Origin of the sequence: Sinorhizobium chiapasense, assembly GCF_045277575.1 — a bacterium.
In the GTDB taxonomy this organism is placed as follows: Bacteria; Pseudomonadota; Alphaproteobacteria; order Rhizobiales; family Rhizobiaceae; genus Ensifer; species Ensifer chiapasense_A.
In genome coordinates, this window is sequence record NZ_CP144206.1 from 1,870,470 (window position 1) to 1,896,535 (window position 26,066).

Consider the following 26,066-nt stretch of genomic DNA (forward strand, 5'->3'; position numbering starts at 1 on the left):
GCAAGACGAACGACGGTGACCCGGCGGCCAGCAGGACAAGGCCCAAAGGATCAGCCCAGGAGCGTCAGCGTCCGCATGTATTGCGATATACTGGGAGACTGTTTTCTTCTGGGCGTGCCCGAGGGGGATCGAACGCGCCACATACTGATCGATTGCGGCATTCTTCAGGGTATGCCGGGTGCCACCGAACAGGCGAATCGGATCATGGCCGATATCAAGTCGGTGACGACAATTCTGGATGTGCTGGTCGTCACCCACGAGCACGTTGATCACCTGTCCGGATTTGAGCAGGCGAAGTCCATCTTCTCTGATGTTACGGTGAGCGAGCTGTGGCTCGCATGGACGGAAGATCCCCGCGACGAGCAGGCTATGCGGCTGCGAGCAGGTCGAGAAAAGGTCAAGACCCTGTTGGCTAAAAGCTACACTGCCTTTGCCAATTACAAATCCTTTATGTCTCATCCAGGTTACTCCGACGACGAAGACCCGAGCGAAGCCGAGGGAGAGCCGCTGGAACCCGGTCCCTTGGACGAGCTGAGCAATGTCCTGGCGTTTGCTGGAATCGGTCCAGATGGCCCCGGCGTGAAGAGTGCCGCCTCGACAACGGCCATTCTTGAACGACTGAAACTGAAAGCCGAGCGAGTGCGCTACCTGACGCCTGGCACAAAGCCCGAGCTTGGATTTGCTGCCGACATAGGCGTTTATGTTCTCGGTCCTCCTCGGGACGAAAAGCTGCTAAGGCGTAGCAATCCGCGAAAGAACCATGCTGAAGTCTATCAGCTGAGCGGCGATGTCGGCGAAGATTACCTTTTAGCGGCGTCTGTGATGCTGGAAGGTGAAGAGAGTTCACTCGACGCGGACGATTTGCAAAGGCTTCAGATGAGTTTGCCTTTCGGCCTGCGAGCGATGATACCGCTGGACAACAGGCTGGCTGAGATTGGTCTACGGACGGACGATGCCGCACGAGCCACAGCGCTGTCGTCCTACGACGATCTGGCAAACGACTGGCGAAAGGTAGATATCGACTGGCTCGGAGCAACTGAAGCCCTGGCGCTCAAGCTTGACTCAGACACGAACAACACGAGCCTCGTGCTCGCATTCGAGCTCGGCGAAGGTCCTCATGGCCGCGTACTGCTCTTTCCAGGTGACGCTCAGATCGGCAGCTGGCTGTCGTGGCACGATCTGATATGGCCACCGGGTGCACAGAAAGGAGACATCGGTTCGGTGAACGCCGCCGATCTGCTGGCTAAAACTGTGCTCTACAAGGTCGGGCACCATGCCAGCCACAACGCCACCCCAAGGGAATTCGGCCTCGAGCTCATGACCCATCCGGATCTGGTCGCTATGATCCCCGTGGAGGAAGCATTCGCCAACAACTCTAAGCATTGGAAAATGCCCTTTCGGGCGCTCCTGGACCGCCTTATGGAAAAAACGGGCGGCCGTGTGATTAGAGCCGATCGCGCAAAGGCGGATATCAAAGCCTATGCTGACGACACTCTTTCATCCGAACTGCAGCTCGATGCGCGACGATGGCAGTGCTTTTTCGACAATCTCGACGAGATTTCCGACCGTCAAGGGCTTCTTGCCCTGGAATATTATATTCCTTACGCCACATCCTAAGCTATCTTGCCGGCCATTCGTCGCTATCAACTGGCAAGCGACACGCACTTTTCGCTTTGTGGAATCGCGGACGTCCATATGGTCCGCGGCGACTACGCCGAAGCCATCTCGTGGGCCGCCCGCGCGCTCGCCAGCAATCCCTTCGACCCAAGTCGCCGGCATTCAATGCCCGTTAGGTTTATCGCAGCCAGTTTTTAGCCCGCCTATCGGTGGCGGATCGTTTGCCAGCATCGTTCCCCTTGATACATTATGCGATCTTCGTGGCCCAAAAGGAACATCACCGCAACACACCGTGCAAGGTTCGTGGGAGCACGATTCCGTCCGTCCCAAAAGCGTCATCCACGCTTAGGTCTGTGGACGGCAGCATTGCGCCTATAGCGCGACGATCAGGATGAGACGGTGGCGACAATCTGGATGAGACTCTTATGTCGCGGTCGGCATGAAAGTATCATGCTGATTGTCGCTGGCAAGAGTCTCGTCGTGTTCTGATTGCCGCTCCGCGACAAACTGGGAAGAGCTTTTGATTGTCGCGGAGGCGGCAGGTCTGCCGCGCTGGCGTTTGGCTTCCATGGCGGAACGTCGCCGGTAGCTTTCGACGTTCATTTCGAAGATCGTTGCGTGGTGAACAAGTCGGTCAACCGCCGCAAGCGTCATGGCCGGGTCCGGAAAGACGCGGTTCCATTCTCCGAAGGGCTGATTGGCGGTGATCATGATGGAACGCCGCTCATATCTTGCGGAGATGAGTTCGAACAGCACGCTGGTCTCGGCCTGGTCCTTGGTGACGTAGGCCAGATCGTCGAGGATGAGTAGATCGAACTTGTCGAGCTTTGCGATGGCGGATTCGAGCTGGAGTTCGCGCCGTGCGACCTGAAGCTTCTGGACGAGGTCGGTCGTGCGCGTGAACAGCACCCGCCAACCGTTCTCGATCAACGCGAGGCCGATTGCTGCAGCGAGGTGGCTCTTTCCGCCGCCGGGCGGACCGAACAACAGGATGTTGGCCCCCTTGGCGAGCCAGCTATCGCCCGCGGCAATGGCCATGACCTGGGCCTTGGAGATCATCGGCACTGCGTCGAAAGCGAAGCGCTCGAGCGTCTTTCCGGCCGGCAGATGGGCCTCGGCGAGGTGACGTTCGATCCTGCGATGCGCCCGTTCAGCCAGCTCGTGTTCGGCGATGGCGGAGAGGAAGCGAGCCGCGGGCCACCCTTCACGATCGGCTTGTTCGGCAAATTGCGGCCACAGCGTTTTGATTGTCGGCAGCCTCAGTTCATTGAGCATGATGCCGAGGCGGGCTTCGTCGATGGGGTTGTGGTCATTCTTCATGCGGCCTCTCCCGCATAGGCAGACCCCATCAGGGCTTCATAGCTGTTGAGCGATGCGAGCTGCACATGAACGGTCGGCAACTGATCCGGGTCTGGGCCGAAGATCGCTCTCAAGGCGACCAGGTCGGGCAGTTTGCGGGCGTCGAGCGTTCTGGCAAGCTCCTCGGCCAGTTCACGCTCGCAACCGCGATCATGAGCGAGCGCCAGCAATTCGACGGTGATCTTGCAAGCCTGCCGGTCGGGCAGTTGCTCGATGAGAGTGTCGAAAGCCCTGCGATATTCCGGCCACGCACCTCACGGACAAAATTATTCATTAACCTAAACTGTAAAAGCTATATTATACTTAAAACAACTAATTTATACTTGCCAAAAGCACGTCTGTTACCACAGAGCCCTCGCCGAAGCTCTGAAGCGCGAACATCCCCGGTGATTAGACGGAGGATGGCGGTGGATTTAAGCTGAAATTGGTTGCGAGGCACGACTGCGACCCTAAGCGAGGTCCCGCCGCCAGCCCTCGCGGCCGGATGCAAAGGCGGCATGGTGCTTGGCGAGGAGCGCGGCCACCTCGTCGATGAAAGCCGGATCGACATCCGCCGCAATTCGATTCGGGCGTTCTTGCCGTCGCGCTTGATCCTGGCGAGGGCCCGTCCGCCGGCGTCGACCAACGTCTCCGGTCTCAGCATTTCCGACTTCGGCTTGCGCGACAGGTGAACAGAATCTGGAAGTGATGATCGCTTTCCGCTTCAAGGAAGCGGCGGGAGCGGCTTTGTGCCGGTGGTGATCGCGAGCGCCCATCCGCATCTCCAGGGCATCTGCTTCGCCCTGCCCGCCGTGCAGCCGATATTCGACGAGTTCGTCGCCCGGCAGGGCCTCGCTGACCGCATCCGCTTCCAAAGCGGCAACTTCTTCGACGACCCGATGCTGGATGCGGATGTGATCGGGATGGGGCATATCCTGCACGACTGGATTGCCGAGAAGCTGCTGGAAAAAGCCTTCGCCGCGCTGCCGAACGGAGGGGGCCTGAACGTCTACGACGCCGTCATCGAGGACCAGCGCCGCAGCAACGCCTTCGGCCTACTGTTGAGCCTGAACATGCTGATCGAGACCCGCGGAGATTTCGACTACACCGGCGCCGACTGCCAGGCGTCGATGCGCGACGCTGATTTCGTGTCCACACGCGTCGAGCCGTTGCTGGGCCGGATTCGATGGTAATCGGCTTCAAGCCGGACTGAGCAGAAGCCGCAACCGGGCCGGTCATTCGCTGCGCGCCGGCCTGGCCTCCTCGGCCGAGGTCGACGAGGGTCATGTGAAAAGCAACTTGGGCAGGCGAGTGCCGAAATGACTCGCAAATATCAGCCGCCGGCGCGAGCGCTTCCGGGGCAATCTGACCAAGGCATCCGGGCTTTGAAAAGCTTTGAAAAGCCGTCCCTTTCTGCCAGTGGCTCGCTCAGGCCTTGGAACCGTGCCGGGAGCGCTCTGCGATGCTCGAAAGATCGACCTTCTTGCCCGCGACATCCGCGACGATCTTCAACGTGCCGCCGAGGGATTCGACATAATCGCGAAGCGTCGACAGCTTCATGTCGGCGCGCTTCTCCAGTCTTGAGACGTTGGTTTGCTTGAAACCGGTCGCAGCAGAAACGTCTTCCTGCGTCCGTCCGGCAAGCGCCTGCAATTCTCGCAGATTGTGCGCCGCGACGAGCTGGTTGGTACGCTTCGCAACGGCGCGCTGTTCATCCTCAGGCAGCGTCTGTATCAGCTTATCGAGGTCATCCATGTCTCTTCTCCAACTCGCTCAAATGCTCGTCGTACCGCTTGTCCGCCAGATCGATCAGCCGCTTATAGGAGAGTTTCTGGCTCACGCCGCTCTTCGCACCGCCGCAGAGAACCACAACCTTTCGCTCCGGATTGAGGGCAAACGCGAACCGCCATTGCACCTTCAACACCTTGACGCGCAGTTCTTTCATGTTCGCGTGTCTGGAGCCTTCGGGCGTTCGCCGTCAGCCCTCACGGCCGGATGCAAAGGCGGCATGGTGTTTAGCGAGGAGCGCTGCCACCTCGTCGATGAAAGCCGGATCGACGTCCGCCGCAAATTCGATTCGGGCGTGCTTGCCGTCACGCTTGAGCTTGGCGAAGGCCCGTCCGCCGGCGTCGACCAGCGTCTCCGGTTTCACCGTTTCCGACTTCGGCTTGCGCGACAGCCGGGTGAAGAGAATCTGGAAGCGATGATCGCTTTCGGCTTCGAGGAAGCGGCGTGAGCGGCTTTCCTCCTGCGCGACCTGCACCGCAGCCTCGTCTTCGAGCAGCGCGCCAAACGCCATCCAGCGCTCGCGGCCAACCTTGGGCGCCGGCCCGATGGCCCGCGCGATCACCGGCGGCACGTTTTCGGCCACCTGGATCAGACGCGATAGCTCGCTCTTCTGCACGGCAAGCGCCTCACCGATCACCTTGCGGTCAAAGCCGCGGTCGGCAAGCGCGGAAGCAAACATCGCCCGCTCGATGAAGGAGAGGTTGCGACGCTCGGCGTTTTCCTTGCCCTGGGCGAGCACCAGTTCGTCATCGGTCAGCGGCCGGACAATCGCCTTGACCTTGATGCCGAGGCTACGGACGGCATTAAGGCGCCGGTGGCCATAGGCCGTCTGGTAGCGGCCCTGCTTCTCCGGATGCGGTCGCACCAGGATCGGCGATTGCTGGCCGCTGTCGCGAATGCTGTCGGCGAGCGCCAGGAAGTCCGGATCATCGGTCTCACCGTCGGTCAGCCGGTCCTCGATGAAGGAGGCATCGATCAGGTCCGGATCGAGTTCGACCACGCGCTCGCCCTGGTGCAAGGCTTCACGGAGCGCGCGCGCCTCTTCCGCCTCGCGGGTGATGGTGCCGAGCGAAAGGCCCATGGCCTTGATCGCGCCAGAGGCTGCCCGCGGCACTTCAGCGAGCGGCGCCTTGGCCAATGGCTTGGCTGGCTGGGAGTTCGTTACGGCGGCAGGCTGGGTTTCATCAGCCGGCGGGACCGGTGCCGGCACGTTGCCGGAGAAAAGGGCGCGCAGTTCGTTCTTGCGGTTACCAGCCATGTCGATCAGCGCCCCCATGCCGCATGAATGAGTGCTTCTATCTCGCCGTTGACGGCGTTCAGCGATTCGACCGCGCGGTCATAGGTGGCGCGCGTGAAATTCTCCCGCCCGACCTCGTAGAGCGTCTGCTTCGTCAGGCCGGCATCGGAGACCGCGGTGGATTTCACCATGGCCGATGTCAAAACACGGTCGCCGAAGAGCGAGCGCATGAAGCCGACGATCTGCGCCTGCGGCCCGTCATTCGGTTCGAAGCGGGTGACGAGATAACGCAGGAAATCGAAATTCAGCTCGCCGCCGGCCTCGCGCACGACGCTGAGGAGATCCGACGTCATATAGAGGAACTGGTTCATCGAGGCGACGTCGAGCATCTGCGGGTGCACCGTGACGATGACGGATGTCGAAGCGCAGAGCGCCGACAGCGTTAGGTAGCCGAGCTGCGGCGGGCAGTCGATGATGACGACATCGTAATCGTCGGCGACGCTGGCGAGTGCGGTCTGCACGCGGGCGAAAAACAGCGGGCCGGCATCGCTGCCATTGTGGCGGGCGCTGAGTGCCTGCGGCGTCGTGTGTTCGAATTCCTGAAGCTCGAGATTGCCGGGCACGAGATCGAGACCATCGAAATAGGTCTTGCGGATGATGTCCTTGAGCGGGCGGGCTTCGGCGTCGTAGCGGATCGCGCCGTAGAGCGTGTCGTTGCCGGTGAGGTCGAGTTCCGGCTGATAGCCGAAGAGTGCCGAGAGCGAGGCCTGCGGGTCGAGGTCGACGGCCAGCACCCGGTGGCCGGTCATGGCGAGATACTGAGCGATGTGCACCGACGAGGTGGTCTTGCCGGAGCCGCCCTTGAAGTTGGTTACCGAGATGACCTGAAGATGCTCGCCCGCCTCTGCGTCGCGCCATTTCAGATAGCTGCGAGCCTTGGCAGCATTGCCCTTGGCCAGCGCCTGTTCGGCCAGATGACGGCGCAGCGCGTTGATGTCGGTGAGCGTATAGGAACGGCGACCGCCGAGCCCGGTGTCCGGCTGTGGCCCTTCTCCGGCGAGCGAGAGCTGGCGCAGATAGCCGTCGGAGACGCCGATCAGCTTGGCCGCCTCGCCGGAGGTGAAGCTTCGTAGCGTCTTCATCGCGGTCGGAGGGAAGAGCCGTTCACGCATGGCCTTCAACTGTTCGGAAAGAGCGCGCGCATCCGCGGCGATCGCTTCGTCGGCCGGACGGCGAGCCTGGGAGTGATCCGCGTCCTGCCTTGCCTGGGTTGCCGTCATATTCATTCCGCCATACTCCTTGCATGCACCTGACGGCCCGACGCGGCCGGAGAGCATTAACAGAGACTCCATTCAAATACGGCCAAGCAGCACTTATTCGAAAAAATCCGTAACAGAGATGCCCGAGCTTCTGATTCGCGTCAAGACGTGGACCACGATCGGAGGCAATGGCGAACGGCGTGCTGAAGGTGCCAATATCGCAAAGAAAAACGCCCGCGACGGCGGCGCGGGCGTTCGATAAAGCCGTCAAATCGGCCTTCAGAGCTTGGGGCCGATGTGAGGCGGGATCGGGCACTGATAGGGTTTATCCTCGGTTTTTTCACGCCACTCCGCCTTTGCGCGCGCCAGCAGATCGGCATCAAGGATCAGATCGAGACCCGTCGCCGCCAATGATTTCGCCGCATGGGCTAAGGCCTTGTGCGCGGCCGGGCTCTTGCCCTGTGCGACGACCTGCCAGGTGTGCGGCGCGGTTCCGATCGCCCAGGCGGGCGCCCAGCACTGTGCGGTCGGGGTGATCCAACTCACATCGCCGACATCGGTCGAGCCGGCGCGGAAATGCGACTGCCCCTCGAAATCCCGGAGACCGAGATGCAGGCCCGTCGAGCCGTCGAGACGACTGTTGGCGAAGACGTCACCCTTGATCTGGTAAAGCCGGATGCTGCTTGAGATCGCCTCTGGCGTCAGCGTCTTCTGGATTTCCTTGGCAAAGGCGATGTCGGCTTCGTCGAAGGGAACCGGGCCGAGCGCCACCATGTTCTGGTGGATCGCCGTTTCCAAGGCAAGGTTGGGCAGGAGGTTCGTCGCCGCCCGGTCGAAGACGATCTCGACCTCGGTCTCCGTCATCATTGCCGCTCCCTTGGCGATCTTGTCGATGCGAGCCGCGAGCGCCAGCGCTTCCGGCATCTGCGGCGCGCGAACGAGATAGAGCGCCTCGGCGCGCGCCTGGACGACGTTTGCCGCCTTGCCGCCGGCATCGGTGATCGCATAGTGCACGCGGCAATCCTGCGGCATGTGCTCGCGCAGGAAATTGACGCCGACATTCATCAGTTCCAGCGCGTCGAGCGCGCTGCGGCCGAGATGCGCGCCGTTCGACGCATGCGCCGAGACACCCTTGAAGCGGTAGTAGATTTCGAGAACGGCGAGATTGTTGGTCGAGCGGACACCGTTGAAGGGCGCCGGGTGCCAGGTCAACGCCGTATCGACATCGGCAAAGACGCCGGCGCGCGCCATGAAGGTCTTGCCGGAACCACCCTCCTCGCCGGGGCAGCCGTAATAGCGTATCGTGCCCGGCAGCCTGTTCTCTTTGAGGTAGCGGGCAAGCGCGACTGCGGCGAGCATCGAGCCGGTGCCGAGCAGATTGTGGCCGCAGCCATGGCCCGTACCACCCTCGACCGCCGCCTGCGGTTCGGCGACGCCGGCCACCTGGCTCAAGCCGGCCAGCGCATCGAACTCACCAAGGAAGGCGATTACCGGGCCACCCTCGCCGATCTCGCCGACAAAGGCGGTGGCTATTTCGGCGAGCCCGCGCGCCACGCGAAACCCGTGCTTCTCCAGCATGGCGATCTGGGCGGCAGCCGACTTCTCTTCATGAAAGCTCAGTTCCGCGTGGCCCCAGATCGCATCGCTCATCGTGGCGAATTCGGGCTTCAACGCTTCGACGGTTTCGGCAAGGGCGGTCAGTACGGCTGGCTTTGGCATAAATCTTCCTCTTGCGACGGCACGGGGTGCGGTCGCATCGGTATCTCTGTCGATGGGTCAAAGATGGCGGCAGGGCCGCCGCCATCCCTATGGTCAGATCAGGCTACGGCCGATCAATCGTCGAGGGTCACTTCCCAGAGGCGGGTGTTGGACTGCCAGACCGGCTGGCCATGCAGCTTCTTCGTGGCGCCCCAGATGTCGACCATGTCGTACATGAAGATGCCCGGGACCTCGTCGAGCATCAGCTTGTGGAATTCGTCGAAGATCGCCTGGCGCTTGGCCTGGTCGGCCTCGACGTACGCCGCCTTCATCAGTTCGACCGCCTTCGGGTTGTCCCACATCAGCGAGGCGTTCTTGTCCTTGTTGCCGACATAGAAACTGTACATCAGTGCCGGATCGAGGCGTGGCGCGACCGATTGCGAGATCACCTGGTAGTTGCCGGAGCGGCGGCGATCGACCTGGGTGGCGTAGTCGAGTACTTCGATCTGCACGTTGAGACCGACCTGCTGCATCATGGCCTGGGCGATGACGGCCGCCGGGAAGCTCGGCACGTTGCCGCGCTTGTTGGCGATGATGGTGATCTGTTCACCCTTGTAGCCGGCGTCAGCCAGGTTCTTCTTTGCCTTTTCGAGATCCATCGGGATCTTCGTCTTCTGGACGTCGGAGTAGAAGATCGAGTCCGCCGAGACCATCGATGCGTTAGCTTCGCCGGTGCCGTTGGAGACGGCGGCAACGAGCTGGTCGAGATCCAGCGCCTCGGCCATGGCGCGGCGGACGGCCACGTTGCTCAGCACCTTGTCGCGGGTCTGGAAGTAAAGCAGGTTCTTGCCGTTGTTGCGCTGAACGATGAGTTGCATCGTGTCGCTGTCCTTGAACTCGGCGATGAGATCGGCTGAGACCTCGGCGGTATCAAGCGCACCGGAGAGAAGGCCCGTCTTCACCGTCGAGGCGTCCGGGATCACCATGAACTTAATGCCGTCGACGAGCGGCCGCTTCGAGCCGACCATACCATCCGGCTTGCCGTCATTAGCAGGCGAGACGTAGTCGGCGTATTTTTCGAGCCGGACATATTCGCCCTTCTTCCACTCGGCCCACTTAAAGGGCCCGGTCCCTATAGGCGCGACATAGGCGCCGTCGGCGCCAACGGAATCCTTCGAGACGATGCCGGTGTAACCGCATTCCGGCCGTGCCATCAGGCCGAGGAAGACGGCGGACGGCTTCTCGATGCTCATGGTGACGGTGGAAGCGTCGGCGGCAGCAACGTTCGTCACCTTGATCGACTTGCTGCCATCGAAGTCGGCCGCACAGGTCCACTTGGTCTCCGGCTTCATGTAGCGGTTCCAGTTCCAGACCACGTCCTCGGCTGTCAGCGCCTTGCCATTGTGGAACTTCACGTCGTCGCGCAGCTTGAACGTATAGGTCAGGCCATCGGAAGAAACCTCGAAGCTCTTGGCGAGTAGCGGCTTCACTTCGCCGTTCTCGGCATAGCCGACGAGACCTTCGACGATGTGGAAGATCACCGAATCCGTGTTGCCGTCACGGTTGACGCCGGGTTCGTTACTGCGGATGTCGGAGCTTTGGGCGACCGTCAGGTCGCGTGCATGGCCGAGCGCGAAGGCGCTCATCAGCATGGTTCCGGCAAGAAGTATGGTCTTCATGGTTCCTCTCTCTTTTCTGCTTGTTGGTTGTCGGTTCAAAAGGCGCGCCAGCAGGCCTGTGACAGCTTGCCGATCGTTTCGAGGGCGATGGTGTAGCCGGGCGTGCCGTCCGGCATCAGCGCCGGCACCTCATCGGTGAAGGCGGCAATGGCGTAGAGCGGCTTGCCGTCGCGATAGACGACGCCGGCATCCATGCGGCCGCGTTTGCCGCGGCCACCCTTGCAGGCGACCACCGTGTCGAACGGCAGCCGCGAGCGGATGCCATAGCGCAGCACCTGGTTCTTGAGCGTCTGCACGGCGAAGGCGGCAAGCTCGACCGTGATGCCGAGCCTGGTTGCTGCCGCGGCGTCGTGCTCAGCCGCCAGGATCAGTTCCAGGAGCATCACCTGGTCGGCCGCCGTCGTGGTCGTGACGTCGACAAGCGAGTGATCGGGTTTCAGCGCCAGCGGCGGGATGAGGAAGCGATGGTGCGTGCCCAGCATGCCGAGCGCCTTGCAGTAGCGATGGACCTCTTCGAGCGTCAGGCGCTCGAACACCATCTTGGTGCAGACGTTGTCGCTCAACACCATCATGCCGACGATCGCGTCACGGAGCGAAATGACGATGCCGGGCGTCAGGTAGCGGAACATGCCGCTCGCCACTTCCTGGGCGAGGCGCGCTTCGTAAGTGATACGCTCGTCGAGATGAAGCCGCCCCTCGGCCACCGCTTTCAGCGCCGCCATCATGATCGAGGTCTTGCGGGTGCTGGCGGACGGTGTCTCTTCGCGCTCGCCGCGGCCGACGGTTTCACCGGTCTGAAGGTTGCGTACCAGGAAGCGCGTGACGAAGGGCTCGGCGTCAGCGATCGCGTTGAGTTCGGCGGCGATCGCGCTCGCCTTGAGTTCGTTGCCCATCTCAGGCCTCCAGGCGCCATTTGAGGGTGACGCCGCCGGTCTGGTTGAGATCGAGCGCCGGGATCGCGGACAGCAGCTTGCGGGTGTAGGCCTCCTGTGGCGCGTCGAAGATCCGGTCGCGATCGCCCTCCTCGATGATGCGCCCGTCCTGCATGACGATGACGCGGTCGGCCACCTGTTCGACGACGCCGAGATCGTGGCTGATGAACAGGCACGAGAAGCCGTAGCGCTTCTGCAGGCTGGAGAAGAGCTCCAGCACCTGTGCGCGGACCGTGACGTCGAGCGCGGAAACCGGCTCGTCGGCGATCAGGAACTTCGGCCGCCGCGCGATCGCCCGGGCGATTGCCACGCGCTGGCGCTGGCCGCCGGAAAGCTCGTGCGGATAGCGGTTGGCGAAATCGGCGCTGAGCCCGACTTCCTCAAGCGTTTCAAGCGCACGGCGGCGCTTGGCTGGCGTGTCAAGATCGGGCACAAGCCGCAGCGCCTCCTCGACAAGTGCCTGGATGGTCATGCGCGGATCGAGCGAGGAATAGGGATCCTGAAACACCATCTGGCAGTTCAGGCGGTAGTCGCGCCAGTCGGCGCTGCGCTCCCGCCCCTGGAACAGGATCTCGCCTTCCGTCTGCTGTACCAGACCGGCGATGGTCCGGCCGAGCGTCGTCTTGCCGGAGCCGGAGCCACCGACAAGCGCCACGACCTCGCCGACATGGATATCGACGCTGACGCCATGCAGTGCGCGCTTTGGCTCGTGCTTGCGGAACAGCCCCTTGCGGCCCGGATATTCCACCACGATGTTGCGTGCCGAAACCATCGGCGTGCGGGTCATGTCAAGCTCGCGCGCCGTGCCGCGGTACGGCAGCGATGAGAGCAGCTTTCGGGTATAGGGATGCCGCGGCGCCTGCAGGATCTCTTCGGTCAGGCCCTGCTCGACGACGACGCCCTTTTCCATCACGACGAAACGGTTCGTGTAGCGGGCGACCATTGGCAGGTCATGGCTGATCAACAGCACTGCCGTGCCTTCGGCCTGGGTCAGCTCGACCATCAACTCCATGACGTCGCGCTGGACGACGGCATCGAGCGCCGTCGTAGGCTCGTCGGCAATCAAGAGGGCCGGCTTCAACAGCATCACCGAGGCGAGCATGATGCGTTGGCGCATGCCGCCGGAGAACTCGTGCGGATAGGCGATCAATGCCCGTTCGGGTTCGCGGATGCCGACGCGCTTCAGCATCGAGAGGATCGCGGTGCGGCGCTCCTCGACCGACTTCCTCGTGTGCAGGACCAGCCCTTCTTCGAGCTGGCGGCCGATGGTCATCGACGGGTTCAGAGACGTCATCGGTTCCTGGAAGACGACGCCGACCTCGCCGCCGCGCAGTTCACGCAGGTCACGGTCCTTCATGGCGAGCACATCGCTGCCCCGGTAGCGGATCGTGCCGCCGGCATGGCGGACAGCCGGCGGGATGAGACCGATGATCGCTCGTGTCGCGAGCGTCTTGCCGGAGCCGCTTTCGCCGACGATGCCGACGATCTCGCCGGGAGCTACGTCGAAGCTGACGTTCCTGACCACCTGGTTACCGCTATGGGTGACGGCGAGCGAGAGGCCCTGCACGCTCAGAAGCGGTGCACTGAGAGAGGTTTTACCGGTCATTTCAGGCCTCGCATGCGGGGGTCGAGCTTGTCGCGCAGTGCATCGCCCAGGAGGTTGATGCCGAGCAGGGTGAGAGCGATGCAGAGACCGGGAAAGAAACCGAGCCAGACGGCCTGTTCGATGAACGGGCGGCCAGCGGCCAGCATGTTGCCCCAGGTCGGCGCCGGTGGCGGTACACCAAGGCCGAGGAAGGAGAGCGCGCTTTCCGACAGGATCGCCCAGCCGAACATCGAGGTCGCCAGCACCGTGATCGGCGCCACGCAGTTCGGCAGGATATGGCGCAGCATCGTGTAGATCTCGCCATTGCCCATGACCCGCGACGCTTCGATGAATTCGCGTTCGCGCAGCGGCAGAACCGCGCCGCGCACCACGCGCGCCATCGACGGCGTATAGGCGATGCCGAGCGCGAAGATGATGCCATACTGGTTGGCGCCGAAGACCGCGAGCAGGCCGAGCGCCAAGAGGATACCGGGGAAGGCCAAAAGCGCATTGTTGATGGCCATGATCACGCCGTCGACCCAGCCGCGAGCATATCCGCTGACGAGGCCGATGAAGGTGCCGCAGACGACGGCAAAGGCGACGGTGAGGCAACCGATCCAGACGCTGGCGCGGGCGCCGACCATCAGCCGGCTTGCGACGTCGCGACCGAACTCGTCGGTGCCGAGCCAATGAGCCGCACCGGGTGCGGCAAGCCGCGAAGTGAAGCCGAGCGCCATCGGATCGTAAGGCGTCCAGACCAGGCCGACGAGCGCGGTGACAACCAGCAGCCCAATCAGGCCACCACCGATGACACCGTTGAAAGTGAGCTTTCTCATTCTGCCACCACCCGCGGATCGAAGAGAGGATAGAGAAGGTCCACCACGAGGTTGACGACGACATAGGAGAAGGCGACGAGCAGCAGACAGCCCTGGATGACCGGGTAGTCGCGCTGGAAGATGCCGTCGACCATCAGGCGCCCGAGCCCCGGGATGGTGAAGACCGTCTCGATCACGGCGATGCCGCCAAGCAGGTTGCCGAGGATCAGGCCGATCATCGTCCAGGTCGGACCGAAGGCATTCTTGAAGGCGTGGCGCCAGAGGACGGCGCTTTCGGAGAGGCCCTTGGCGCGGGCATGGGTGATGTAGTCGAGCCTGAGCACTTCGAGCGTCGATGCACGCGCCATGCGGATGATCACGCCCATCTCGTGAATGACGAGAGTCATGACCGGCAGCACCAGATAGAGCAGGCCGGCCTTCCAGTTCTCCGAAATCGGCACGTAGCCCAGCACCGGCAGCCAGCTGAGCTTGAGGCCAAAGGCGAGCAGCAACAGAAGGCCGAGCCAGAAGGTCGGGATCGACAGAAGCACTGTTGCCGTGCCGACGAGCGCGAGGTCGGTCAGGCTGTTCTGCCGCCAGGCGGCAATGACGCCGGCTGGCACCGCGATCAAGCTCGCCAGGAACACGGCGATGACGACGATTTCGGCGCTCACCAGGAAGCGGCTGACGATGAGATGCAGCACCGGCTCGCTGGTGACGATCGAAGTACCGAAGTCACCGGAAAGAATGTTGCCGGCCCAGATGATGAATTGCTCCGGGATGCTGCGGTCGAGGCCGAGCTCCGCCCGCATCGCGGCAATCTGCTGCGGCTCGGCCATGTCGCCGAGCATCAACGCTGCCGGATCACCGGGAATGAGACGGATGAGCGTGAAGACGGCCACCGAGACGATAACGATCGTCGGTATCGCCAATACAAGGCGATTGAGAATGAACTTGATCATGGGTTCCCCGTACTGAGGCTGGCCACCCCGCGTTACCGCGATTCTCCAGCCCGCCGGCTTTTGTTACGGAAACTATGATCGAATGAAAAAAATGACGCAATATTATGAGTAAACGTCATACGTCTATGACAACAGCATGGCACGCCAATGGACGTACAGATCTACGATAATCTTCTCCAATACTTTGCACGGTGATTCAAAGGCAGGGAGCGTTCCACCTGAGATTACTTTCGCCCGCGCAGTCGGAGCTTTGCCGCTGCTTTTGTGGGGTCTGCTGAGGACCGGTTGGCCAATCTTTTAGAGGCGCAGTCCCATCGTGCTGCTCGTCGCATAGCGGCCTAACCCATCCACCATCGTCCCGGCGAAGGGACTTGCTGCGGAGGGCTGATGGCTGTGCCCGTCCGAAAGCCTGTCTATTCTTCGGCGGCCGTTGCCCGAGTGGAATGCGTACGGGCGGCATACCCAACTGGCGCGGCACTCACACCTCAGGGTGCCATCCAGCAAATGTTAGCCTGTGTATTCGCCGACGAAGTTGGCGGGACCGCACTCCCCGCAGCTTGATACAGATGAAAGGAGGCAGTGTAGTACCTCAGCCCCCCTTCCGTCGGCTTACGCGCCAGATGACGTTGCCGACGTCGTCTGCCACGAGCAGTGCACCGGTCTTATCTATCGCCACGCCGACCGGACGGCCCCTCGCCTTGTTGTCGCTACCGATAAAGCCTGTGAGGAAATCTTGCGGCCGTCCACTCGGCTTGCCATTGCGGAACGGAACGAAAACGACCTTGTATCCGTTGAAGGCGCTCCGGTTCCAGGAGCCGTGCTGGCCGACGAAGGCGCCGTTGCGATAAAGCGGGCCGAGTGAAGCGTCCTTCGAGAACGTCAGCCCGAGCGAGGCGGTGTGCGAACCCAGCGCATAGTCCGGCTTGATGGCCCTGGCAACAAGATCGGGCCGCTGAGGCTTGACCCGGGTGTCGACGTTTCCGCCGAAATAACTGTAGGGCCAGCCGTAAAAGCCCCCATCACGGACCGAGGTCATGTAGTCGGGGACGAGATCGTCACCGATCTCGTCCCGTTCATTGACGGCGACCCACAGTGCGCCGCTCTGCGGGTTCCAGGAGAGTCCGTTCGGATTGCGCAGGCCCGAGGCGAAGACGCGTGTATGGCGGCTCGCGCGATCGACTTCGAGAACAGCGGCTCTATTCGTTTCCGCCGCCATACCGTTTTCGCCGACATTGCTGTTCGAGCCGACCGTCACGTAGAGCTTGCGCCCGTCAGGGCTGGCAGTGACGTCCTTGGTCCAATGGTGGTTGATATCGCCCGCGGGCAGATCGACGATCTTCTGCGCCGGAGCGGTTATTCGAGTGCGACCACTCCTATACGGGAAGGCAACGAGGGCGTCGGTATTGGCGACATAGAGCTCCCCGTTCGAAAGCGTCATGCCGAAGGGCGAATTGAGTCCTTCCAGAAATGTCCGCCGCATATCGGCGACGCCATCTCCATCGGTATCCCGCAGGAGCGTGATGCGATTGGCGCTCTTGGTTGCCGCACCGGCGCGCTTCATTGCGGCGCCCATCACAAGCTTGCGAAGGCTGAAGCCACCGTCCTTCTTTTCCGGCGCATTGCTTTCGGCAACCAGCACATCGCCGTTGGGCAGGACGTGCAGCCAACGCGGGTGGTCGAGACCACCGGCGAAAGCATTGACCCTCAGCCCCTTCGCCGGCGTCGGCGCCGTGCGGCCCTGCCAGCCTTTCGCCTCGGCGATGCGGATCGTGGGGATCAGCGTCGATCGCGGCTTTGGTAGCGTCGGGTTCGGACCGTAGCCGTCATTCGTCGCGATTGCCCCTGTCTTCTCAGAGGAAATGGCGACACAGCCTGTGGCAACGGCGCCTATGAAGGTGACGATGATCGAGAGTCGCGGGATACCGGTATTCATCGGATGTCCTCCGAACGGAGTGGATCATCGCCGGTTCGGATGTCGGCTTTTCTCCGCTTCCGTGGCCGCATCGTGTCTCCCGACCAAGAGTCGTCTGGGACCGTCGCTAGTCGATCGAGCGTCATCTAGGAGAACGCGCCTCACTCGCCTTCGTTGTCTCGTCCAGAACTCCTTTGGCGCCTTCGATTGCCCCTTCTGCTGCGGCGTCGGCCGTGGCCGCGAGGTGATCGCGAACTCTGTCCGACACCTCGCCGGCGGCCTCATCCTCTAGCGCTGTCGCAGGCAACGCAGCGCCAATCGCCGCACCAATCGCAAACGCCAACGCACCTCCCACCAGCGGCTGGTCGCGAAAGTTCTTGAGAATGGTCGCATTTAGCTGTGCTCCTTGAGTTTGAGCGGTCTGACGGACACCTCGTGCACTATCTGCTGCGGACCGGCCGGCGTCCGTAATGGTGTCGGAAATGCCGCCCGCCGCACCCTTTATCTCTCGCCACGTTGCTGACGCCCAGCCGGAGGCTTCATCGAACAACTTGCCTGTTTCATCACGGATATCCTCGATCGGCCGTCCGGCAACATCGGCGAAGCCACGGTAGACGGTGCCACTGGGATCGACGAAATGACCAGCCCTGCGGCCAGCGGCATCGGTACGGGCTCGAAAGCGACTGCCACTTTCGTCTTCGAAGTGGCTGTACCGCTCGCCAAAATTCGCCTCAACCGGGCCAACACGCCGCAAGTTGCCTTTCACGGACGCGAGTGGATAGTTGTCGAAACCATTATCAGGGGCTGAAGCATGAGGTGCGCGGGAGGCGGGATCCGCGAGTAGCCAGGCGAGGCCAATGCCCGTCAGAGCTACCGGGATAGGATTTGCCTTCATTGCGCCACCGAGATTGGTGAGAAATTCAGCTCCTCCGCTCCGCCTCGCATAGGTGAAAAGTTCATCCATCAATTCGCCAGGGGACATCCGCTCCTGGATGGTGTGAAGCTTCTCTTCGATCCTGTGTCGATCGGCTTCGATCTCCCGCTGTAACTCGGCGGGCGAATGCGTGTCAGCGGTCATCGTACTGCCTCCTTAGCCACATCGAGGTCACGTTGGAGGGACGCCGTCGTCTTGTCGAAGCGTACGCTGCGGTTTCCGAGCCTGGCGAGGCTGCGCGAAATCATCGCCCAGGCGAGGAGACCGACGAGGACGCCGACGGTAACCGCTGACAAGGCATGGGCATTTGCTTCCTGTATTCCTTGCGTCATGAGGACGGCGCCGAGACCCTGCACGACGGCGCTCAAGAGTACGCCAATGGCCGCAATTGCAAAGATAAGCCCGACAAGAAGCGTCTCGATACTGCCGATCGCCCGATCAAAACTTTCGCTCGCCTCGGCCTTGGCAAGATCGATTTCCTTCCGGAAAAGCCCGGATATGTCTGTCACCAATCCTGTCACGAGGTCGGATAGGGAGCGGTCGTCACCAGGGTTAAGCATCACGCAATTCCTTCTCAAAGTCCCAATCACCTTCCTTGTCAAAGTCCAAATCGCCTTCCTTCTCGTATGTCGGAGAGGAATTCGATCGAACATCATCTGACGTGTTCTGGGATCGCTGGGCCGAGGCAGACAGGAAGCGACTTGCCGCCAATCCCGCAATTGCCGCCATGCCGAGGAAGGCGAGCGGTTGCTTTCGCCCGAAATCTTCTGCCATTGCGGCTATTTCGCCGAGCTTTCGGTCCTCACAGTCGCGCGCCAGCCGCCGGATGGAGGTTCCAATCTGCTGCGTGTAGCGCCCGAGGGCCGGTTGCTCCGACTGGCGAAGTTCAGTTCCGACCTTCTCCATGGCGCCTGCAAGACCGCGCAAATGGCGGGCCAGTGCGCTCTTTTCGTGATCGATGGCCTGGGCTGCGGCTACCTTCGCTTGGCTGCCTTGATCATCACCGCGTGAATTTGCGTCAGCCCGAGTTTCATCCGGCCTCTCGGGGAAACCATTCCCGGAGCTCGTCGCGTACCGGCCGTTCTCCTCGGACGACGACAACCTTTGCTGTTGCTGGGGTCTGCGGTCCTTTGGGTCGTCGATCATTTGCGCCTCCTCTTCGGGCGGAGGCCCGATTCATTGCGCATCAAACCAACGAATTTGATCCTTGTTCCCCGGGTAGGCGCAGCCTGGATCGCTTGACCAACATGCCTAGAGGAGCTGCTCGGAATCGCGACCGCTCTTGAAGCGCGAGCCCAATTGGGTCCGGGCTTTCCGGCGACCGAAGCCCGTATGAAGCGCCAAGACCGTTAACGCCGTCGTGGCGACGAGAACCTGTGTGCGTTCCATCAGCTTGCCCTCCTGAGGCTGTCATACCGTGCGCAGTCGGCGACCGGCTCATGGATCAACCGCAGCGCATCGGGGGTCTGAAGAGTGATTGCCGGAGCCGGATCACGACTGCGGGCCAGAATGTTGATGATCACCGAGGCCGAGCAGACGCCATGATCCAGCGCCTCCTGACAGGCAGCATCGACGGCCGCCAGACCGTCGGTGGGAACGCAGCCGAGGATGGTGACCATTTGCCGATCACCGTCATGGGCGCTCTTCAGCCGCCGGCGCACTTTCTCCATCGCTGCGGGCAAGACCCATTCCCGGAACGGCGCTCCGTTGCGCAAAGCTCCGGGTTTGCGAGCCAGCACAGGGACATAATGCCAGAGATCGTAGACCGTCTCGCCACGGCCAAAGCAACGCGGATGTTCACCGACGTTCACGCCATCCTGCCGGATCACGATCTTCTCGGCGTAGGCATGAACCTCGACAGGGCGGCCGACCGCCGTCGAGAGGACGGAGTATTTGTTGTTGTCAAAGCGGACCGTGCAGGTCTTCGACACCGAGGCCGGAACGCAGTGGAAACCGTCGAACGGCCCGACATAGTGCACCAGGCTGGCGCGCTCCGCCTCGAACATCTGCCAGATCATCCGCTCGGTCTGCTCGGGATGGCGGTGAGCCTTGGCGTAGGCGATGCACTTATCGAGCAGCCAGACGTTCAGCTCTTCCAGGCTTTTGACCCGCAGTCGCGGGGTGAAGAAGCGTTCACGCACGAGACCAACCTGGTTCTCGACCTGTCCCTTCTCCCACCCAGATGCGGGCGTGCAGGCGACCGGGTGAACCAGATAATGGCTGCACATCTGCAGAAAACGGCGATTGTATTGTCGTTCCTTTCCAACGAACACGGCTTCGACCGCCGTCTTCATGTTGTCGTAGATGCCGCGCGTGCAGGTGCCATGGAAGAAGGCCAATGCCTTGTCGTGTGCGTCGAACACCATCTCCTGGCTCTCGCGCATGTAGGCCCGGACGAACATCATCCGGCTGTGGCAGAGCCGGACATGCGCCACCTTCACGGTCGTCGTCACGCCGTTGATCAGAATGATCTCATGGCTCCAGTCGAACTGGTAAGCCTCACCTGGCGCGTAGTAGAGCGGTACATAGGCTTCCGCCGTCACGGCTCCGCGGTTCTTCGCCCAGGTCTTGGCATATCGCCGGATCGCGTCATAACTGCCATCGTAGCCGAGTGCCCTGACCTCCTCATAAATCCGGATCAGCGTCAGCCGCTCGCGCGACGGCCTGCCCTCATTGGCTGTCAGAAACCGCTCGATCTCGGCCTTCCAGGCTCCGATCCGCGGTAACGGTTGCCGTTCTCGTGCATAGGTAAAATCTGTCTCGTCGGAACGCAGTATCTTGCGTACCGTGTTGCGCGACACGTGGAGTTCCCGGACGATCTTCTCATCGACCAGCCCTGCACATGGAAGGCCCGTCGAACACGCGCAATCGTATCCACTCGCTTCAATTCCCGCTCCATCCGCCGCAAAAAGCCGGATGGTCAGATGAAATCTGAGGGGGGTCAAAATTGGACGCCGAAACACACTTAAGTAAGCGGTCGAAGAGTTGAACTACAACAATTCTCGCTAGGCCCCATCTAGCAGGGATTATTGATGGGCAGGGTGGGGATTAGAGGGCCCTCGATTGCGGGTGAGCGTCGAGGGCGGCTTCAAATCTAGGGCGTCAGAAAAGGTTCCTGGAGTTGCCCCCAAAAGACCGGACATGCTCAGGCTTGAGATTGCGAGCTGATGAACTCGCGCGGGGATTGATATCCTAAAGCACTGTGCGGGTGAAGATTGTTGTAATGCTCGAACCAGAACGGCAGTTGCGCCATGACGGTTTCGGCATCCGGGGTGGGGTTCACCGCGACGTAATCGCGTTTGAAGGTTTTCACGAAGGCCTCGGCCATGCCGTTCTTTCAAGTCCCGGACTGCAGTTCGTACTGACACTCAAGCGCGCATAGAGTTCGAGGTCACGCACCCGTTCCATCCGTGGCGCGGCCAGCGCTTCGTGCTGTCGACACGCAAACAGAACTGGGGCGAAGACCGCGTCATGTTCTACGACGCTCAGGGACGGTTGCGTTCGCTGCCGGCTTCGTGGACCGATGTCAATGAGGCTGACCTGTTCAGTCAGGTTGCTGCGGGTCGGTCCTTCTCCCGCCCAGACGATCTGTCGGCGCTGGCGTCATTGATTGATCGCATTAAGAGCCGTCAGGAAGAGTGAAGAGGCGTCAAGTAAATTACGCCGCGAATGTAAGGCTAATTATGCCGCGCGCGCGATGCGAACGGCCATCAATCAAGGGCATTTCGCCTGTGATGGCTGGGATATCAATGATAATAGAGATAGAATTTAATTGACGTGTGATCTGTATGCGGCATAATTTAGATTACACAAGGAGGCTCCCGTGACCAAAGAAAGCAAGCCCGATCGCCTGCGCCAGATGGGCGCTCTGAACCCCAAGCCCGAGGGCGTCCGCGCCCCCTGGTTCCGGGAAGCAGGTTTCTTTGATCCGCTCGATCTCGTGCAAGTGAAGTATGAGATGCTTCGGCACGCCCGCGAAGACGGCACCAACAAAGCCGATGCGGCCGCGCTTTTCGGGCTGTCTCGGCAGACCTACTATCAAGCGGAGGCCGCGTTCGAGCGCGATGGCATGTCCGGCCTCTTGCCGCGCACCCGCGGGCCAAAGTCAGCCCACAAGCTTACTGGCGAGGTCATGCGTCTCGTCGAGGAGCACCTCGATGCGAACGGCCAACTGCAGGCCCGTTCTCTGGCGGACCTGGTGCATGCGAGACTGGGCATCAGCGTCCATCCGCGCAGCATCGAACGCGCGGTGGCGCGTAAAAAAAAACGATGAAGAGCCGACGCACGCAATCGCCATGTCGGAGAGCGGCAAGGATGTTTACGAAGCGCTCCGCGCCGATGTTATTTGCGGCACGGCTTGCGCGAGGCGCATGGGCGCCATCGTCTTTCACGGACTGTGGCGCGGCCTGGCAGTGCTGATCGCACCCCATCAATCCGCGATAGCGCGACAGCAGTCGACGCCTCGGCTCAAGACAACTTCGCTGGTCGCGCACGATCGCCAGCTCGTGCACATGCTCGCCAATATGGTGCTGGCAGCAGAGACAGGAGGAAGCCATGTCTACTGATAATGCCATGAAGATTAGCGCCGATCACCTGCGGCGCGATGCCTTTCTCTACGTTCGCCAATCCTCCCTTCGTCAGGTGTTCGAGAACACCGAGAGCACGAAGCGACAATATGCATTACGGGACCGCGCGGTGGCTCTGGGTTGGCCGATTGAGCGCGTCCACGTCATCGACAACGACCTCGGCCTTTCCGGCGCACAGTCGCAGGACCGCGATGGATTTCAGCGCTTGGTGAGCGAGGTCGCAATGGGACACGCAGGCATCGTGCTGGGGTTGGAAGTATCTCGCCTGGCTCGCAACAATGCGGATTGGCATCGCCTTCTGGAACTGGCCGCCATGTCGCGCACGCTCATCATGGACGAAGATGGCGTTTACGACGCCGCGTCGTTCAACGATCGTATGCTGCTCGGCCTGAAGGGCACGATGAGTGAGGCCGAACTCCACATCCTGAAGTCTCGACTGCAAGGCGGCATTCTCAACAAGGCGCGTCGTGGCGAGCTCGAGTTGCCGTTGCCGATCGGACTGGTCTACACGCCCGATATGCGCGTGGTGCTTGATCCGGATCGACAGATCCAGGACACGGTGCGCATGCTGTTCGATACCTTCCGGGAGGTGGGCTCAGCCTGTGCGGTCGTGCGCCGCCTGCGCAGCGAGAAGATCCTGTTTCCCCGTCGTATCCGTCGCGGCATCGGCAAGGGCGACGTGCTGTGGAGCCAGATCGACCATTCTCGCGTGATCCAGATTTTGCACAATCCACGATACGCTGGTGCTTTCGCATACGGACGCACACGCACGGTCTACAATGCCAAGCTTAAGTCCGCACAGCAGAAGATGCCGAGGTCCGACTGGCAGGTGCTCATCCCGCAGGCCCATGAAGGCTACATCTCGTGGGACGAGTTCGAACGCAATCAAACAAGTCTCCAACAAAATGCAGTCGGTTTTTCTCCTGGCCTGCGGGGTCGTATGCCTCGCCAGGGCAACGGCTTATTGCAAGGAAGAGTTTTGTGTGGTCGCTGCGGCGCCCGCATGCGGGTCCATTACGAACAGTTCGAAGGCAATCTTCGTCCCTATTACATCTGCAACGAGGCCGTCGTGCGCCACGCGGGCAAGGCTTGCCAATGGGCAAGAGGACCAGCGATCGATGAAGCGGTCAGCGCGTTGCTGCTCGAAGCAATGGCACCGACGGCGATAGAGGTCGCGCTTGCGGTGCAGGAGGAGATCTCACAACGTGTCGAACAAGCTGCCTCGCTGCGCGACAAGCAGTTACAGCGCGCCCGGTATGAGGCTGAACTCGCACGCCGCCGCTATCTGAAGGTCGATCCCGACAACCGCTTGGTTGCCGACGCACTCGAAGCGGACTGGAATGGCAAGCTTCGCGACCTCGATACGCTTCAGCGCGAACACGAGCGGCAGAACGAGACAGACCAGTCATTGCTGGGCGGCGCTATGCAGGAACGGATCCGAGCGCTGGCCGCAGATTTTCCGCGCATCTGGAACAACGAGCGCACGAGCCCGGTCGAGCGTAAACGCATGCTTGGTCTCCTCATCGAAGACGTGACACTGCTGGTCGACGAGAAGATCAACATGCACATACGCTGGCGCGGAGGTCGCACGCAAAGCCTGGCAGTCGCTCGTCCCCAACCCATGGCCGTGATCCGCAAGACCCCGGAAGCGGTTGTGGCACTGATCAACGAACTGCTGGAGACCGACAATGACCAGCAGATTGCCAGTCGTCTCAACGCACTCGGGCATCGTAACTGGCGCGGTGAGGCTTTTACCTTGAAGAAAGTCATGCTCGTTCGTCGAGCCTATGGGCTGAAGACCCGGTTCGAACGGTTGCGCGAGAGCGGCATGCTAACTGGCGAGGAAGTGGCTCGTCGATTTGGCGTAAGCGCCACAACCGTACACCAACTCGGACGCGATGGTGTTCTCAAGCGCCATCGCTACGCTACCAACCACCGCTACCTGTATGAGCCACCGGGCAATGTCAGACTCGCAAAAGGCGTCGGCGGCCGCTATGGTAGCCGCCAACCCCGGTTAATTGACGCTCAACAAATCCAACAAGGTGCATCGTGATGTCTGCTCCTTCGATTGGGGGCTGCGCACCGGCGTCGTGCACGGTTCCATGCCGATGTCGCGGAGCAAGGACGCGGTGTCCCTGGCGATGAAGCAGGAGCCGTTGTCGGTGAGCCATTCGATGGGCTCGGACAGCATGTTGATGCGGCCGAAGCGGTTCTCCACGGCGGTGATCACGAGGTCCTGCACGTCCTGGCTCTTGATGCCCTCGGTGGTGGCGACATGGGCGATTGCCTCACGGTCGCAGCAGTCGAGAGCGAAGGCGACCCGGACCTTCTCCTTGTTGTCGCAGCCGATCTCGAAGCCGTCGGAGCACCATCTGATGTTCGAACGTTCGACAGCGACCTGACCGTCATGGAGGCGATCATCGACCGCTCCGGTGTGGCGCACCAACAGCAGATTGTGCAGCTTCATGACCCGGTAAACGCGCTTTGCATTGGGCCACGAACGCCCGTCTTTCCGGGCGTTGCGGCGCAGGATGGCATGGACACGCCGATAGCCGTAGGTGGGCATGTCGGCGATGATGGCCTTGATATCCGCCACCAGTTCCCGATCCGGGAGTGGTGGGCGTCCTCTGGCTCTGGAAAGGGAGGCTGTGGCACGCGCAGCGATATTCGACCGGGCGACACCAAGAGTTTCGCAGACGGCCTTCATTCCAAAATTCCCCTCGGAAGAGAGATTGAGCGCAACATCCGTTTTTTTGGGCCGCCGGCGATTTCGAGGGCTTCCTTGAGGATTTCGCTCTCCATCGTCTTCTTGCCCAGCAGGCGCTGCAACTCCTTCACCTGGGCCTGAAGCGCCCGATATTCGGATGCCGGAACAACCTCCTCTTCGGCGGCCGTCGCCGTCAACGCGCCTTGAGACGCCAGCCTGCGCCAGGCGAACAACTGGTTCGGCTGAATGCCATGACGACGGGCGACGATGCTCACCGTCGCGTCCGCCTCGTAGGTTTCCTGGATGATGGCCAGCTTCTCCGCCGTGCTCCAGCGCCGCCGTCGCTCAGGCCCGGAGAGGACCTCTACCTTATGCTTGATGCTAGTCATAATGCCGACATTACTCCTACACACTTAACTAAGTGGGGGAGCATGTCCGGGCCTTTCGGGGGCTAATTCAGTCAGAAAAGGTTCCTCCGTGGGCCTTCAGTCCCATACGCCGGTCGCAAAGGTCTTACGTTCGTTGTCGCGCGAAAGCGTCGCGTTAATTTGGTCTAAGCCCAGGGCAATTCGGCCCTTAGCTGCCTTGGGCGCAACGGCGTCGGAACATCCCGTTTCAGTCCGCATTGGACCAGTTCTGGCGCCGTTGCCTGCAGGAGGATTGAGGATTGCCTAGCTACCAACAACACAACTACGGAGCATCCGAGCGGAAATTTACGACCGGGCTTTCGATTGTTGTGTTGCTTATTTCGATGTCGGTGATTGCTGCTTACCTACTGATCGGTGGCGCCTTATCGAACGACACCGACCATCCGGCCACCATCGTCCTTCCGAAGCCTGCCGTGGCCAACTCGCGATAAAAGGACGGCAGGCAAACCGTATAAGTGTGGCTCCTCCGTCCATTTCACATTTCAAGAGAGATAAAAGAAGCAAGTGGCAGCAAGGGGGAGCAGCATGGGATTGATGCACTTAGGTCGGGCTCACTTGGCGATGGCTCTGCCACGACATCGCAGCAACT

Annotated in this window: 23 protein-coding genes and 6 pseudogenes; 9 read left to right on the forward strand and 20 right to left on the reverse strand. The window is 61.4% G+C overall.

Annotated features, from left to right (window positions below):
* Nucleotides 1–75: 75 nt before the first annotated feature.
* Nucleotides 76–1,617 carry an MBL fold metallo-hydrolase gene (locus tag QM996_RS27460; RefSeq protein ID WP_500270409.1) on the forward strand — a complete coding sequence of 514 codons (1,542 nt, stop codon included), beginning with the start codon at nt 76–78 and terminating at the stop codon, nt 1,615–1,617.
* Nucleotides 1,618–2,040: 423 nt separating this feature from the next.
* Here QM996_RS27460 and istB read toward each other — a convergent pair whose 3' ends face one another.
* Together istB and QM996_RS27470 are read right to left on the reverse strand one after the other, a co-directional pair.
* Nucleotides 2,041–2,937: an IS21-like element helper ATPase IstB gene (istB, locus tag QM996_RS27465; protein ID WP_334197042.1), complete on the reverse strand. Its 897-nt coding sequence runs from the start codon at nt 2,935–2,937 to the stop codon at nt 2,041–2,043.
* Nucleotides 2,934–3,218, reverse strand: a pseudogene (locus tag QM996_RS27470) (IS21 family transposase); the annotation flags it as partial. The gene istB and the pseudogene QM996_RS27470, both read right to left, overlap by 4 nt.
* Nucleotides 3,219–3,473: 255 nt before the next feature.
* On the opposite strand from QM996_RS27470, the gene QM996_RS27475 reads away from it, so the two are divergent.
* The 3 genes and pseudogenes from QM996_RS27475 to QM996_RS27485 all read left to right on the forward strand — a co-directional run.
* Entirely contained in the window at nt 3,474–3,647 is a 174-nt protein-coding gene (locus tag QM996_RS27475; RefSeq protein WP_334197043.1) for a hypothetical protein, read from the forward strand.
* Between the two features lie 51 nt (nt 3,648–3,698).
* A pseudogene (locus QM996_RS27480) lies at nt 3,699–4,168 on the forward strand (methyltransferase); the annotation flags it as partial.
* A gap of 17 nt (nt 4,169–4,185) precedes the next feature.
* A pseudogene (locus tag QM996_RS27485) lies at nt 4,186–4,344 on the forward strand (integrase); the annotation flags it as partial.
* A 39-nt stretch (nt 4,345–4,383) separates the two neighbouring features.
* Here QM996_RS27485 and QM996_RS27490 read toward each other — a convergent pair.
* The 17 genes and pseudogenes from QM996_RS27490 to QM996_RS27570 form a co-directional block, all read right to left on the reverse strand.
* The gene (locus QM996_RS27490) at nt 4,384–4,710 is read right to left on the reverse strand and encodes a helix-turn-helix domain-containing protein (protein WP_334197044.1); all 327 of its coding nucleotides are present in this window, start codon (nt 4,708–4,710) and stop codon (nt 4,384–4,386) included.
* Nucleotides 4,703–4,900 (reverse strand): type II toxin-antitoxin system RelE/ParE family toxin, encoded by a 198-nt coding sequence (locus QM996_RS27495; protein WP_334197045.1) that lies wholly within the window; start codon nt 4,898–4,900, stop codon nt 4,703–4,705. Before QM996_RS27495 ends, QM996_RS27490 begins: the two co-directional genes overlap by 8 nt.
* Nucleotides 4,901–4,933: 33 nt before the next feature.
* Nucleotides 4,934–6,001: a plasmid partitioning protein RepB gene (gene repB, locus QM996_RS27500; RefSeq protein ID WP_334197046.1), complete on the reverse strand. Its 1,068-nt coding sequence runs from the start codon at nt 5,999–6,001 to the stop codon at nt 4,934–4,936.
* 5 nt (nt 6,002–6,006) lie between these two features.
* On the reverse strand, nt 6,007–7,260 hold the full coding sequence (gene repA / locus QM996_RS27505; RefSeq protein WP_334198690.1) for a plasmid partitioning protein RepA: 1,254 nt from the start codon (nt 7,258–7,260) through the stop codon (nt 6,007–6,009).
* A gap of 258 nt (nt 7,261–7,518) precedes the next feature.
* Nucleotides 7,519–8,958, reverse strand: a complete 1,440-nt coding sequence (locus tag QM996_RS27510) for a M20 family metallopeptidase (RefSeq protein WP_334197047.1) — start codon at nt 8,956–8,958, stop codon at nt 7,519–7,521.
* Nucleotides 8,959–9,071: 113 nt separating this feature from the next.
* Nucleotides 9,072–10,616: an ABC transporter substrate-binding protein gene (locus QM996_RS27515; RefSeq protein WP_334197048.1), complete on the reverse strand. Its 1,545-nt coding sequence runs from the start codon at nt 10,614–10,616 to the stop codon at nt 9,072–9,074.
* Nucleotides 10,617–10,651: 35 nt separating this feature from the next.
* Nucleotides 10,652–11,509: a serine hydrolase gene (locus tag QM996_RS27520; RefSeq protein WP_334197049.1), complete on the reverse strand. Its 858-nt coding sequence runs from the start codon at nt 11,507–11,509 to the stop codon at nt 10,652–10,654.
* A gap of 1 nt (nt 11,510) precedes the next feature.
* Complete coding sequence (locus QM996_RS27525; protein WP_334197050.1) at nt 11,511–13,154, reverse strand: ABC transporter ATP-binding protein; 1,644 nt, start codon at nt 13,152–13,154, stop codon at nt 11,511–11,513.
* Nucleotides 13,151–13,969, reverse strand: coding sequence for an ABC transporter permease (locus QM996_RS27530; protein ID WP_334197051.1), 819 nt, complete (start codon nt 13,967–13,969; stop codon nt 13,151–13,153). The genes QM996_RS27525 and QM996_RS27530 overlap by 4 nt, the downstream gene beginning before the upstream one ends.
* Nucleotides 13,966–14,910, reverse strand: a complete 945-nt coding sequence (locus tag QM996_RS27535) for an ABC transporter permease (protein WP_334197052.1) — start codon at nt 14,908–14,910, stop codon at nt 13,966–13,968. The genes QM996_RS27530 and QM996_RS27535 overlap by 4 nt, the downstream gene beginning before the upstream one ends.
* A 589-nt stretch (nt 14,911–15,499) precedes the next feature.
* Entirely contained in the window at nt 15,500–16,843 is a 1,344-nt protein-coding gene (locus QM996_RS27540) for a PQQ-dependent sugar dehydrogenase (RefSeq protein WP_334197053.1), read from the reverse strand.
* Nucleotides 16,844–16,964: 121 nt separating this feature from the next.
* Nucleotides 16,965–17,900, reverse strand: a complete 936-nt coding sequence (locus QM996_RS27545) for a DUF3618 domain-containing protein (protein WP_334197054.1) — start codon at nt 17,898–17,900, stop codon at nt 16,965–16,967.
* The gene (locus QM996_RS27550) at nt 17,897–18,316 is read right to left on the reverse strand and encodes a phage holin family protein (protein WP_334197055.1); all 420 of its coding nucleotides are present in this window, start codon (nt 18,314–18,316) and stop codon (nt 17,897–17,899) included. The genes QM996_RS27545 and QM996_RS27550 overlap by 4 nt, the downstream gene beginning before the upstream one ends.
* On the reverse strand, nt 18,309–18,902 hold the full coding sequence (locus QM996_RS27555) for a nutrient deprivation-induced protein (protein WP_334197056.1): 594 nt from the start codon (nt 18,900–18,902) through the stop codon (nt 18,309–18,311). The genes QM996_RS27550 and QM996_RS27555 overlap by 8 nt, the downstream gene beginning before the upstream one ends.
* 105 nt (nt 18,903–19,007) lie before the next feature.
* On the reverse strand, nt 19,008–19,145 hold the full coding sequence (locus QM996_RS27560; RefSeq protein WP_334197057.1) for a hypothetical protein: 138 nt from the start codon (nt 19,143–19,145) through the stop codon (nt 19,008–19,010).
* Nucleotides 19,146–19,150: 5 nt separating this feature from the next.
* Nucleotides 19,151–20,643 (reverse strand): annotated as a pseudogene (istA, locus tag QM996_RS27565) (IS21 family transposase); the annotation flags it as partial.
* 258 nt (nt 20,644–20,901) lie between these two features.
* Nucleotides 20,902–21,090: pseudogene (locus QM996_RS27570) on the reverse strand (integrase core domain-containing protein); the annotation flags it as partial.
* 95 nt (nt 21,091–21,185) lie between these two features.
* Here QM996_RS27570 and QM996_RS27575 point away from each other — a divergent pair.
* The 4 genes from QM996_RS27575 to QM996_RS27590 all read left to right on the forward strand — a co-directional run bounded on the left by QM996_RS27575 (nt 21,186) and on the right by QM996_RS27590 (nt 24,395).
* Complete coding sequence (locus tag QM996_RS27575; protein ID WP_013845646.1) at nt 21,186–21,398, forward strand: DUF5372 family protein; 213 nt, start codon at nt 21,186–21,188, stop codon at nt 21,396–21,398.
* A gap of 181 nt (nt 21,399–21,579) precedes the next feature.
* A complete protein-coding gene (locus QM996_RS27580) occupies nt 21,580–22,029 on the forward strand; it encodes a helix-turn-helix domain-containing protein (protein WP_018210163.1) in 450 nt (149 codons plus the stop codon).
* 22 nt (nt 22,030–22,051) lie between these two features.
* On the forward strand, nt 22,052–22,321 hold the full coding sequence (locus tag QM996_RS27585) for a hypothetical protein (protein WP_101792481.1): 270 nt from the start codon (nt 22,052–22,054) through the stop codon (nt 22,319–22,321).
* Entirely contained in the window at nt 22,311–24,395 is a 2,085-nt protein-coding gene (locus QM996_RS27590; RefSeq protein WP_334197058.1) for a recombinase family protein, read from the forward strand. Before QM996_RS27585 ends, QM996_RS27590 begins: the two co-directional genes overlap by 11 nt.
* On the opposite strand, the pseudogene QM996_RS27595 reads toward QM996_RS27590, so the two are convergent.
* Nucleotides 24,360–25,438, reverse strand: a pseudogene (locus QM996_RS27595) (IS3 family transposase); the annotation flags it as partial. The gene QM996_RS27590 and the pseudogene QM996_RS27595 sit on opposite strands and share 36 nt — an antisense overlap.
* A 278-nt stretch (nt 25,439–25,716) precedes the next feature.
* On the opposite strand from QM996_RS27595, the gene QM996_RS27600 reads away from it, so the two are divergent.
* Nucleotides 25,717–25,908 carry a hypothetical protein gene (locus QM996_RS27600; protein ID WP_334197059.1) on the forward strand — a complete coding sequence of 64 codons (192 nt, stop codon included), beginning with the start codon at nt 25,717–25,719 and terminating at the stop codon, nt 25,906–25,908.
* The last annotated feature ends 158 nt before the right edge of the window (nt 25,909–26,066 follow it).

Coding starts and splice junctions, on each gene's coding strand:
- QM996_RS27460 (WP_500270409.1), top strand. CDS start 76: ATGTATTGCGATATACTGGGAGACTGTTTTCTTCTGGGCGTGCCCGAG.
- istB (WP_334197042.1), bottom strand. CDS start 2,937: ATGAAGAATGACCACAACCCCATCGACGAAGCCCGCCTCGGCATCATG.
- QM996_RS27475 (WP_334197043.1), top strand. CDS start 3,474: ATGGTGCTTGGCGAGGAGCGCGGCCACCTCGTCGATGAAAGCCGGATC.
- QM996_RS27490 (WP_334197044.1), bottom strand. CDS start 4,710: ATGGATGACCTCGATAAGCTGATACAGACGCTGCCTGAGGATGAACAG.
- QM996_RS27495 (WP_334197045.1), bottom strand. CDS start 4,900: ATGAAAGAACTGCGCGTCAAGGTGTTGAAGGTGCAATGGCGGTTCGCG.
- repB (WP_334197046.1), bottom strand. CDS start 6,001: ATGGCTGGTAACCGCAAGAACGAACTGCGCGCCCTTTTCTCCGGCAAC.
- repA (WP_334198690.1), bottom strand. CDS start 7,260: ATGACGGCAACCCAGGCAAGGCAGGACGCGGATCACTCCCAGGCTCGC.
- QM996_RS27510 (WP_334197047.1), bottom strand. CDS start 8,958: ATGCCAAAGCCAGCCGTACTGACCGCCCTTGCCGAAACCGTCGAAGCG.
- QM996_RS27515 (WP_334197048.1), bottom strand. CDS start 10,616: ATGAAGACCATACTTCTTGCCGGAACCATGCTGATGAGCGCCTTCGCG.
- QM996_RS27520 (WP_334197049.1), bottom strand. CDS start 11,509: ATGGGCAACGAACTCAAGGCGAGCGCGATCGCCGCCGAACTCAACGCG.
- QM996_RS27525 (WP_334197050.1), bottom strand. CDS start 13,154: ATGACCGGTAAAACCTCTCTCAGTGCACCGCTTCTGAGCGTGCAGGGC.
- QM996_RS27530 (WP_334197051.1), bottom strand. CDS start 13,969: ATGAGAAAGCTCACTTTCAACGGTGTCATCGGTGGTGGCCTGATTGGG.
- QM996_RS27535 (WP_334197052.1), bottom strand. CDS start 14,910: ATGATCAAGTTCATTCTCAATCGCCTTGTATTGGCGATACCGACGATC.
- QM996_RS27540 (WP_334197053.1), bottom strand. CDS start 16,843: ATGAATACCGGTATCCCGCGACTCTCGATCATCGTCACCTTCATAGGC.
- QM996_RS27545 (WP_334197054.1), bottom strand. CDS start 17,900: ATGACCGCTGACACGCATTCGCCCGCCGAGTTACAGCGGGAGATCGAA.
- QM996_RS27550 (WP_334197055.1), bottom strand. CDS start 18,316: ATGCTTAACCCTGGTGACGACCGCTCCCTATCCGACCTCGTGACAGGA.
- QM996_RS27555 (WP_334197056.1), bottom strand. CDS start 18,902: ATGATCGACGACCCAAAGGACCGCAGACCCCAGCAACAGCAAAGGTTG.
- QM996_RS27560 (WP_334197057.1), bottom strand. CDS start 19,145: ATGGAACGCACACAGGTTCTCGTCGCCACGACGGCGTTAACGGTCTTG.
- QM996_RS27585 (WP_101792481.1), top strand. CDS start 22,052: ATGTCGGAGAGCGGCAAGGATGTTTACGAAGCGCTCCGCGCCGATGTT.
- QM996_RS27590 (WP_334197058.1), top strand. CDS start 22,311: ATGTCTACTGATAATGCCATGAAGATTAGCGCCGATCACCTGCGGCGC.